This window comes from Lachnospira sp. (genome assembly GCF_016290755.1).
GTDB classification, from domain to species: Bacteria; Bacillota; Clostridia; order Lachnospirales; family Lachnospiraceae; genus Lachnospira; species Lachnospira multipara.
In genome coordinates this window covers 1-10,869 of sequence record NZ_JAEEVD010000067.1, presented here as the reverse complement: position 1 = coordinate 10,869, position 10,869 = coordinate 1, and the positions used below count along the sequence as shown (strand labels likewise).

Sequence of the window (10,869 nt, the reverse complement as noted above, 5' to 3'; positions counted from 1 at the left end):
CTGGACATAGAAGATATGACCAGTGCCAGATGGGTGCCTGGGATGATACAAGTAATCAGTTGTCTTTATTTGGAGAGGATAACTGGCGCTATGTGGAATTTGATCATGCAAGCTCTAATAGACCAACTCTTGATGGAGAGCCTTCTTATGAGCAAATATTACAAGGCCTGCATGATGACACTCAACCTTACTGGCAATCAAGGGAGGTAAGAAGATACGCTTATTGGTCAGTGTTTGCTGGAGCTGCCGGACATACATATGGAGATTGTTCAATTATAATGTTTTATGATGGTAGTATAGACGGAGTGGTTTATGGAGCTAAGGATTATTGGCAAAAGGCTATGCATCATGAAGGCTCAGGACAGATGAAGCATCTTAAGGACTTAATGGAGTCAGTAGATTTTACTAATGGTGAATCAAGAGATGATTATTTAATAGAAGGACAGCGAGAAAAGCATGATAGAATTGCTGTATTTGCTTCTGATGATTTCTTGTTTGCCTATAATTATTTAGGAAAGAGTTATAAATTAGATACTAGTGCTTATATTGGAAAAGATATTTATTATTTTAATCCGGCCACAGGAATTTATAGTTACATTGATAAGGTTAAAACTGATATTTACCAATATGAACAAATTCCAGATTACAATGGAAACACAGATACAGTGTTGGTTATAAAATAAAATAGATAATCCCTAGTAAAGCGGACATTCACAATCCACTTTACTAGGGATTTTTTATTATTAGCCTATAGCCTAACTTGCAAGTCTATTAGATGTCTTATTTTTACAATTCTTATAAACTAACTTTAAAAACTCCTCATGAATTCTTTTATCTTTTGTCATTTCAGGATGGAAGGCAAGGGCTATTTGATTTCCATATTTAGCGGCTATTATTCTGCCATCAACTTTAGATAGAATCTCAATCTTAGGAGATAAGCATTCTTTAATGTATGGAGCACGAATAAAGCAAAGAGGGAAATCTTTTATAGCTCCAACATTAGCGGTAGTTACAAAGCTTCCAAGCTGTCTACCATAGGCATTTCTAACTACTTTAATTGGAAATGTACCAAGATGGCAGTCATTTTCATTTTCAATTTCTCTAGCTAGTAAAATAAGTCCTGCGCAGGTTGCTAGCACTGGCATGCCAGACTCAATCCTTTCTTTTATGGGTTTTAAAAGATCAAGCTCCTTTAGTAGTTTTCCCTGAACTGTGCTTTCACCGCCTGGAAGTACAAGAGCATCGATTTTTTCTAAGTCCTTTAACTGTCTGATTTCTACCAGGTCTACCAGTTCAGACATTTCCTTCTTTGTAAGTACATTTTCAAGCATCTTAATGTGTTCAATAAAGGCGCCTTGAAGGGCTAAAACACCTATCTTCATTAAATACCACGCTCCTCCATAATAATCTTGATTTCGTTAGGGTTAATACCCACCATTGCTTCACCAAGATCTTCAGATAACTTTGCAATAAGCTTAGCATCCTGATAATTTGTAACAGCCTCAACAATGGCAGCAGCTCTTTTTCTTGGGTCACCTGACTTAAAGATACCAGAACCTACAAATACGCCCTCAGCACCAAGCTGCATCATAAGAGCGGCATCTGCTGGAGTTGCAACACCACCGGCAGCAAAGTTAACTACAGGAAGCTTTCCATTTTCATGGACATAAACTACTAAATCGTATGGTACCTTAAGTTCCTTAGCAGCCTCGAAAAGCTCGTCCTCTGACATAGAAACAAGCTTTCTAATTTCAGAGTTCATTTTGCGCAAATGTCTAACTGCCTGAATTACATCGCCAGTACCAGGTTCACCTTTAGTTCTAATCATAGATGCACCTTCGTTAATTCTACGAAGAGCCTCACCTAAGTCTCTTGCGCCACAAACGAATGGAACCTTAAACTTTGTCTTATCAATATGGTAAATGTCATCTGCAGGTGATAAAACCTCAGATTCATCAATATAGTCGATTTCAATTGCCTCAAGGATCTGAGCCTCTACGAAGTGACCGATTCTACACTTGGCCATAACAGGTATAGAAACTGCTTCTTGAATGCCTTTAATCATCTTTGGGTCGCTCATTCTTGAAACACCACCGGCTGCTCTAATATCAGCAGGGATTCTCTCAAGTGCCATAACAGCACAAGCACCAGCTTCTTGGGCAATAATTGCCTGTTCAGGGGTTGTAACATCCATAATAACGCCACCCTTTAACATCTGTGCCAATCCCTTGTTTAATTCATATTGTTCTGTCTTATTGTTCATCTCATTTTCCTCCCTTAGAACGTTTTAATAAATATTATTATTCTACTGGTTATATGAAAATAACCAAAATTAAAAGAAATAATATAACCAGATTTAATCAAAACGAGTCTATTATCTTTAGTAAATGAATGTTATAATATGATAGAATAGCTAAAGTTGTGTTATTATGGAGGTAGTATGGAAGTATTTAAGGAAAACCAATTGGATATAATGTTATATGTATGTGGGATATGTACAGCCCTTATGATTTTAGCTTTTATATCAAAGGCAATTCCTAAAAAAAGAAGAGTAGCACTTATTCTTATGGAATTAAGTTCATTTAGTTTGCTATTTTTTGATAGACTTGCATACATTTATAGAGGAAATATCTCAGACTTAGGATATATCATGGTAAGAGTAAGTAATTACATGGTTTATGCATTAAGTCTATTTGTCATATTTACTTATAATCTGATTATAAAGGACTCAATAAGTAAAAATCGCGATTCTAAGAAATATATTTTAATAATTATTAAAGCAGTAGATTTTTTAATAATTGTAGGAGAGATTTTGATTGTTATTTCTCAGTTTACAGGAATGTATTACACCTTTGATGAATTTAACAGGTATCAAAGAGGTAAGTTCTTTGTTATAAGTTATGTTTCTCCCCTAATATCCTTGATTTTATTGCAGGTAGTAGTTCAAGCTAATCGAAAAAACATTAGTAGATTAATGCGTATACCGCTAGAACTCTTTAGCATTATACCATTAGTGGCTACAATAGCTCAGATTTTCCTTTATGGTTTGTCTTTGACTAATATTTCGATTGTAGGAATTGCAATGCTTTTATACATTTTCTCACTACTAGATATTAACGAAATGGTTAGTAAGGCTAATGAAAATGAAATTAGAATCCTAAAGGAAGAACAAGAACTTTTATCTAGTATGTTTGAGGAAACAGCCTCTGCCCTAGCAAGTGCTATTGATGCTAAGGATGAATACACTCATGGACATTCAAGACGTGTGGCTAGATACTCTGAGTTAATTGCTAAGAGGGCGGGTTTAAAAGATGCAGACTGTAAGAAGGTATATTATACAGCCTTGCTTCATGATGTAGGAAAAATTGGAATTCCAGATAGTATTATTAATAAACCAGGGAAATTAACTGAGGAAGAATACGATACAATTAAGCTCCATACAACCATTGGAAGCCAGATTCTATCTAGTATAAATTCCTCTCCATATCTTAGTATAGGGGCCAGATATCATCATGAATGGTATGATGGAAGTGGATATCCTGAAGGTCTAAAGGGTGCAGAGATTCCTATTATTTCAAGAATTATTGCGGTAGCGGATGCTTATGATACTATGACTTCAAAGAGAAGCTATAGAGATCCTTTGCCACAATGGAAGGTGCGTGAAGAAATAATTAATGGTTCGGGAACACAGTTTGACCCTTTTTTTGCCAATGAAATGTTAAATATTATGGACTCAGACGCCATTTATATTGATAGTGAATTACAATTAGCAGAGCAGTTACAAAAAGCTCAGTAAGGAGATGCTTATGACTAATAATGATGTGAGAATCGTTATGTATCACTACACAAGAGATCTAAAACACTCAAGATATCCCAATATTAAGGGACTTGATTATCCTTTATTTAAAGAACAGCTAGAATATCTTAAGGCACATTTTAACATAATAAGCATGGAAGAGCTTTTACTAGCATCTCAGGGAAAAACTTCCCTTAAGGATAATGCGCTCTTGTTAACTTTTGATGATGGTTATATCGATAATTTCACATTTGCATTTCCACTTTTACAGGAACTAAATTTAACAGCTTCCTTCTTTATTACTGGAAAAACTTTTGCAAAGCATCAGTTATTAGATGTCAATAAAATTCACTATATACTTGCAAGTACAGAGATTAATTTAATTATAGAAGAACTAAAGAAGAAACTAGATTATTACAGAGGTAGGGAATTTGTCTATCCCTCTAATGAAGAATTATGGAATCAATTTGCCAAGGAAGGAAAGTATGATCCTAAGGAAGTGGTTTTTGTAAAAAAATTACTTCAGACGGTACTTCCAGAAAGACTAAGAAACATTATTTCTAGTGAGCTTTTTAAGGAGTTTCTAGGAGTAAGTGAGGAACAATTAGCTTATGAATTATACATGACAGAGAATCAGGTTCGTGTTTTAAAAAGAAATGGCATGTTTATAGGAATTCATGGCTATGATCACTATTGGCTGGGAAAATTAGAAAAGGAACAGATGGAGAAGGATTTAGAGACAGCCCTAGATACTCTAGATGAATTTATTGATAGAGATAACTGGGTAATGAATTATCCTTATGGTAGTTACAATCAGGACGTTTTGGATTTTGTTTCAAAGAAAGGGGCTAAACTTGGCCTTACAACAGAGGTTAGGGTGGCTAATCTAGAAAAAGATAACAAACTATTACTTCCTAGATTTGATTGTAATGATTTCCCACCAAAAAGCGAGAATTATAAGAACTTCTAGAATTGAAGCAGACCCGAATCCGGCGCTAGACTTACGAGCGAGTCTTGAGGATAAATTAGTATCCTTATTGATAAAAATTCCCTTTTTAGAAATTAACTTTTGTGGTTATAACAACATTCACTTTCTAAAGAAAACTATATAGTATTGTTATAAAGGTTTTTATCAAGAAAGGATATACTATGGGAAAGAAAATTAATTTAAAGAAAAGTGTGTATGAACTTTGTAACGAGTATCCAGAACTTATAGATATAATGCTAGAATTAGGCTTTACCGAGGTTACTAAGCCCGGTATTTTAAATACAATGGGCAAGGTTATGACAATTCCTAAGGGCGCAATTATGAAAAAAATCGACATGGTGGATGTGGTTTTAGCTCTTAAAAATAATGGCTTTGAGCTTGAAGGCAAGATGCCAAGTTTTGTTCAGAAACGAATAGCTAAGAAGATGTTAGAGTCACAGCTTCCTAAAAGAAAGGATGTCAATGGCAATGAAATCAAGGAATTAGAACTTGATGAGAGAACCCTAAAGATTAAGTCCTATGTTGAAAGATTATCTAAGGGTGAAGATATTGAATCCGTTAGAAAAGATTTCGTGGAAAATTTTACGGATGTAGATGCGGCAGAAATTGCTAAGGCAGAGCAGTCCTTAATTACGGGAGGTACACCAGTTTCCGAAGTGCAGAAATTATGTGATGTTCACTCAGCTCTTTTCCATGGTGCTACAAGAGAGGAGAAGATTGCCAATGCAGAAAAGGCAGTAGAGGAATCTCTAAAACGTCAAAGGGGAGAAGGAGCAGAAGTAAAAACAGCCCAGACTCTAGTAGCACCTAATGGAAACTCAATTTTCTATGGTTCAATTGGCAAGCTAGATGTTAAGGAAGCCATGAGTGAATCCTTTGGTATGGGAATTGGCTCTAAATTTAAGGCAGCTCCTGTAAAAAGACAGGATGGGGCTGATAGTATTTATATGGAATTAAGAAAGATTGAGAATCACCCACTTAATACATTTGCTCTTGAAAACGAGGCTATATCAGATGCTTTAAAGGAATTAAGAAGAGCCATGGATACTAAGGAAAATGTTATGCCAGCCTTAAAGAAAGCAAGAGAAGCTTCAATTCACTATGCAGAAAAAGGGGATTTATTATATCCAATTCTTAATGTTAAGTATGGATTTTCGGGCCCTTCTAATGTAATGTGGGGCGTTGATGATGAAATTCGTGACGAGATGAAATCTCTTTACAATAGAGCCCTAGAAGATGAGTGTTTTTTAACTAATGAGCTTTGGAACGAGCGATTAGACGCAGTTGTTACAAGGGCTGAGGAGATGATTTACAAAGAAGAAAATATCCTATTCCCATTATGCGCAAAGAATTTTACAGAGGAAGACTGGTGCGATATTGCTAGAGATTTTGCAGATTATAAGCCATGTCTTATTGGAAATCGTCCATTATGGGAAAAGGCTACTCCAAAGGGAAATGTTAAAAACTATAGCCAGGAAGCTGGTAGTGCTAATCTTCCTTCAGGCCGCTTAACTATTGAGCAGCTAGATGCCATGCTTAATACAATTCCAATGGAATTAACTTTTGTTGATGCAGATAATGTTAATAGATATTTTAATGATGGAGAGGATGTAAAGCTCTTTAAAAGACCTTTATCAGCTCTAGGTAGAGAAGTATTTTCATGCCATCCACCTAAAATTGAACCAATGGTTCGCATGATACTTGAGGACTTTAAGGAAGGCAGAAGAGACTGCGTTGATGTTTGGACAAGTAGAGATGATGAGCCAGTACTTATTAAGTATATGGCAGTTCGTGATAAGGATAAAAACTATATAGGTACCCTTGAATGTGTACAGCCAATGGGCTTTGCCGAAAAGCACTTTAAGAGGAGCTAAGTTATAATAAATATAGCTTAATAATATAAAGACATTTGTAAAAAATTGACTAATTATAAAAAGTGTACTTAAGTCTAAAGGCTAAAAAATGGGTCCAGACTTTATTTTTTAAAGTATTTTTCGAATCGCTTTAAAAATATTGTCCAAAGACCCTATTTTTGTTAATATAATGAACGAAAAAACACATTTGAAAGAGGAATTTATATTAATGAAAAAGAAGAGATTATCATTATCAGCCAAGATTTTTATAGCTTTGGTTTTAGGTATAATAGCTGGTATAGCCTTAACAGCTAAACCAGAAATTGCAACAACTTATATTAAGCCTTTCGGTACAATATTCCTTAATCTTGTTAAATGGGTAGTTGGACCATTGGTTTTCTTCTCAATTATGAGCGGAGTTCTTTCTATGAAGGATATTAAGAAGGTAGGTTCTATTGGTGTTAAGACTGTTTTATATTATATGTGTACAACAGCCTTTGCTATTACAATAGGTCTTATTTTTTCAAATATCTTCAAGGGGATTTATACAGTAGTTGAGACAACAGATTTAACTTATGAAGCTTCAGAATCAGTAAGCTTTATGGATACATTAGTGGGAATGTTCCCATCAAACTTTGTACAGCCTTTTGTAGAAGCTAACATGTTACAGATTATTGTAGCTTCATTAATTATTGGCTTTGCTTTATTACTTATTAATAATAACAGTGATAAGCAAAAGGATTTCACCTTAGTAGATACAGTTAATGACATTTTCTTAAAGGCAATGGAAATGATTATTAGCCTTTCGCCAATCGGTGTATTTTGTTTACTTTGTCCAGTAGTAGCTGAGAATGGACCAGCAGTACTTGGTTCACTTGCTAAGGTATTACTTGTAGCTTACTTAGCATATATTATTCATATGTTAGTAGTTTATTCATTAACAGTTTCAACATTTGCTAAGGTTTCACCTCTTAAGTTCTTTAAGGAAATGTTACCAGCAATTATGTTCTCCTTCTCATCAGCTTCTTCAGTAGGTACACTTCCAATTAACATGGAATGTACAGAAAAGCTTGGTGCAGACAAGGATATTTCAGCTTTCATCCTTCCACTTGGTGCAACTATCAATATGGATGGAACAGCAATTTATCAGGGTGTGTGTGCAATCTTTATTGCCTCATGCTATGGAATTAACTTAACATTTCCACAGATGCTTACAATTGTACTTACAGCAACACTTGCTTCAATTGGTACAGCCGGTGTTCCTGGTGCAGGTATGGTAATGCTTGCTATGGTATTACAGTCAGTTGGCCTTCCAGTTGAAGGTATTGCCTTAGTAGCTGGTGTTGATAGAATATTCGATATGGGACGAACAACAGTTAACATCACAGGTGATGCATCATGTGCAGTTATAGTATCTGCTCTTGAAAGACGTAAGACAGAGAAGAAATTAAAGGCGCAAGCAACAAACTAATTAGCTTAAATAAACGGGAAAAAGAAAAAGCCTTAAGTTATTATCGTAAAATGTAATAGCTTAAGGCTTTTATCTTTTATATTGTTTTTTGGCTAAGCGCATATTTCTTCCACCTATCCAGATGTGATTTCTTTTAATACTTAAGAAGCTCCAAAGAGGGAAGAAATAAATTTGAAGGAATAGCTTTAAACTAAGCTTATTGACTCCTATTTCCTTATAAAGCTTTTTAGCTAGTTGTCTAAGTTCCTTTTCTTCTTTAAGAAAATGTTCAGCATGAGCTCCAGCAGCAAATCTATTAAGGGAATATAAAATGTGTTCATTGATTGCTCGAAGCTCCTTAGAATCATGGATTATTAATTTGCTAGTAGATATATGTCTTTGACAAGAAACAAGCATACCAGTATAAATCTTACTAGAAGGTGTTGTCATAATACTGTTTTCATGGAATCTGTGATAAATCAACTTATTATTAATTATTGCTGCCTTGTTAAGCTTTAATGAAAGGTCAATGGCAAAAATTCTATCTTCAAGTACATAGTCTTCAAATTCAACCTTTTCTATTAAACTGCGTTTATATAGTTTATTCCATGCTCTTGCAAGGATAAGATCTTCATAGGCTAAGGTTTTTAGAAAATCAATGGAATCAAGATATTTTCTAAAATCTACATCCTCATACTTTATGATTTCAGGTGTATTACCATCCTTAAAATCATATTCATAGCAGGCAACTAGGTCTAAATTATCCTTCTTAAGAGTTTTATATAAGAACTCTAAAGTTTGTGGTGAAATAATATCGTCGCTATCGACATAGAAAATATAGTCGCCATTTGCCTTTGAAAAACCATAATTTCTTGTTAAAGATAAACCTGAGTTTTCTTTATAGAAATACTTGAATCTAGAATCATATTCTGTCCAATTTTTACAAATAGTTTCAGAATCATCTGTTGATCCATCATTAATCATAAGTACTTCGAAGTCCGTATAGGTCTGAGCTTTAATACTATTAAAGCATTCGTTTAAATATTTAGCTGTATTGTATATGGGTATAATAATACTAATCATATTCTCTCCTGTGTATGGTAAATTGTATTACATTTAAGAATTTTAACATGTTATTGTTATATATTATTGAAAAAAAAAGACATAAATTCTAAAAAAATTGATTTGATTTATTGAGACATTTGTGTAAGAATAAGATTTTAGTGGGAGGAATAAAAATGTCAAATTTAATGAAAAAGATTATTAATTATGCGATTATTGTTTTAATGTTTTTTCTAGCTATCTATGAATGTAGAATCATTATAGGGCTAACAGATAACAATGTTTATACAGAAACTGTAATGATTTTAGATAAAAAGGAAGCTCGTCAAAATGGACATATTAAAGCATTACGACCTAGTAGTTATTACATGATAGCTGTTGATGGTGAGGGTAATAGCTATAAAGTTATGAAATGGGGAGCACAGGTAGGAGATGTGATACCTATTTATACCACAAAGTTACAGCATGATAGCTCTGAACCAGCGTGGTATAGTTCTATGAGTGATTTAAGGATGTCGAATATAATGTATATAGTTACAGGAGCAGTACTTTTAATTGTTCTATTCTTTATAAGTAGAAGCCTTAGAAAAAGCTATAAATCTCCTAAGAATGACGTGAATAATAATCAATATCATCAGAACGTGAATAATAATCAATATCAAGGCTATAATCAGAACGTGAATAACCAATATCAAGGTTTTAATCAGAAAAACAATTAATATAATTAGAAAAGGACATCCTATTATGATATGTACCCAGAATCCTGGACACATATCATAATAGGATGCCTTTTTATTTATTTTAAGACTAAACAAATTGGTGCATGATCCTGACGTTCACCAGAATCCACCATCTCTGAAGAAACTAAATTTTCCTTTAAACGATTGCTAATTAGGAAGTAGTCAATTCTCCAGCCAGAGTTATTAATCTTACTTGTCTTAATTCTTTGAGACCACCAAGAATAGCAGCCTTTTTCATCTGGATGAGTATAGCGGAAGCTATCTGTAAAGCCCTTTGCTAATAGATTAGTAAAGCCTTCTCTTTCCTCATCTGTAAATCCTGCTGACATATGATTAGATGCTGGATTTGCAAGGTCAATTTCCTCGTGGGCTACATTGTAGTCCCCACAAGCTATAACAGGCTTTGTCTTATCAAGCTCTGCAAGATAGTTAGCGTAACATTTGTCCCATTCCTGACGAAGAGCTAGACGCTTAAGTCCATCTCCGGCATTAGGGGTATAAACAAGGTTGAAGAAATAGTCCTCAAGCTCAAGAGTAATCATTCTACCCTCATCATCCATAGTGTCAGGAGCTCCAATCTTTGGGAAGCTAGCCTTAACCTGCATGTCTTTTTTATACAAAACCATAGTTCCTGCATAGCCCTTTCTAGCTGGTGGGCAAGAACTTACAAATTCATAGTTATAATCTGGAAAGAAAGCCTTAAGTGCAGTTTCCTGCTTTGCATTCATGCCAGTGCTAGGAAGCTTAGTTTCCTGAATAGCAATAAGGTCTGCGTCTTCATTTGCAATAGTCTTTAAAACTTCTCTTGTGAGTAAAGCTCTGGTGCTATCACTTGTAAGAGCAGCATTTAAAGAATCAATATTCCAAGAAATAAATTTCATAATTGTTCTCCTTTTCTTGTAGTTATTTGCGTAGCAAATCACTACTCGTGTGCGAGCCGCGGCAAAGCCGCATCTAATGCGAGCACTTCCTTTTTTCTT

At 34.5% G+C, this 10,869-nt stretch carries 10 protein-coding genes; 6 read left to right on the top strand and 4 right to left on the bottom strand.

Annotated features, from left to right (window positions below):
* Window positions 1-683, top strand: a 683-nt coding sequence (locus QVA17_RS11470) for an apiosidase-like domain-containing protein (protein ID WP_287389039.1), incomplete at its 5' end; no start/stop codon positions are given.
* A gap of 72 nt (window positions 684-755) precedes the next feature.
* Here QVA17_RS11470 and pdxT read toward each other — a convergent pair.
* Window positions 756-1,382 (bottom strand): pyridoxal 5'-phosphate synthase glutaminase subunit PdxT, encoded by a 627-nt coding sequence (gene pdxT, locus QVA17_RS11465; RefSeq protein WP_287389037.1) that lies wholly within the window; start codon window positions 1,380-1,382, stop codon window positions 756-758.
* A complete protein-coding gene (gene pdxS, locus QVA17_RS11460; protein ID WP_287389035.1) occupies window positions 1,382-2,263 on the bottom strand; it encodes a pyridoxal 5'-phosphate synthase lyase subunit PdxS in 882 nt (293 codons plus the stop codon). Before pdxS ends, pdxT begins: the two co-directional genes overlap by 1 nt.
* A gap of 177 nt (window positions 2,264-2,440) precedes the next feature.
* Here pdxS and QVA17_RS11455 point away from each other — a divergent pair, with 177 nt between their 5' ends.
* The 4 genes from QVA17_RS11455 (at window position 2,441) to QVA17_RS11440 (ending at window position 8,108) form a co-directional block, all read left to right on the top strand.
* On the top strand, window positions 2,441-3,796 hold the full coding sequence (locus tag QVA17_RS11455; protein WP_287389033.1) for an HD-GYP domain-containing protein: 1,356 nt from the start codon (window positions 2,441-2,443) through the stop codon (window positions 3,794-3,796).
* Window positions 3,797-3,806: 10 nt separating this feature from the next.
* Window positions 3,807-4,766, top strand: a complete 960-nt coding sequence (locus tag QVA17_RS11450) for a polysaccharide deacetylase family protein (RefSeq protein ID WP_287389031.1) — start codon at window positions 3,807-3,809, stop codon at window positions 4,764-4,766.
* A gap of 179 nt (window positions 4,767-4,945) precedes the next feature.
* Window positions 4,946-6,658 carry a DUF438 domain-containing protein gene (locus tag QVA17_RS11445; protein WP_287389029.1) on the top strand — a complete coding sequence of 571 codons (1,713 nt, stop codon included), beginning with the start codon at window positions 4,946-4,948 and terminating at the stop codon, window positions 6,656-6,658.
* A 208-nt stretch (window positions 6,659-6,866) separates the two neighbouring features.
* Entirely contained in the window at window positions 6,867-8,108 is a 1,242-nt protein-coding gene (locus QVA17_RS11440) for a dicarboxylate/amino acid:cation symporter (protein ID WP_287389028.1), read from the top strand.
* A 69-nt stretch (window positions 8,109-8,177) separates the two neighbouring features.
* Here the strand turns inward: QVA17_RS11440 and QVA17_RS11435 are convergent, their stop codons facing one another.
* Window positions 8,178-9,170 carry a glycosyltransferase family 2 protein gene (locus QVA17_RS11435; RefSeq protein WP_287389026.1) on the bottom strand — a complete coding sequence of 331 codons (993 nt, stop codon included), beginning with the start codon at window positions 9,168-9,170 and terminating at the stop codon, window positions 8,178-8,180.
* Between the two features lie 155 nt (window positions 9,171-9,325).
* Here QVA17_RS11435 and QVA17_RS11430 point away from each other — a divergent pair, with 155 nt between their 5' ends.
* Window positions 9,326-9,868 (top strand): hypothetical protein, encoded by a 543-nt coding sequence (locus tag QVA17_RS11430; protein ID WP_287389024.1) that lies wholly within the window; start codon window positions 9,326-9,328, stop codon window positions 9,866-9,868.
* 77 nt (window positions 9,869-9,945) lie between these two features.
* On the opposite strand, the gene QVA17_RS11425 is transcribed toward QVA17_RS11430, so the two are convergent.
* Window positions 9,946-10,770, bottom strand: coding sequence for an exodeoxyribonuclease III (locus tag QVA17_RS11425; protein ID WP_287389022.1), 825 nt, complete (start codon window positions 10,768-10,770; stop codon window positions 9,946-9,948).
* Window positions 10,771-10,869 lie beyond the last annotated feature (99 nt).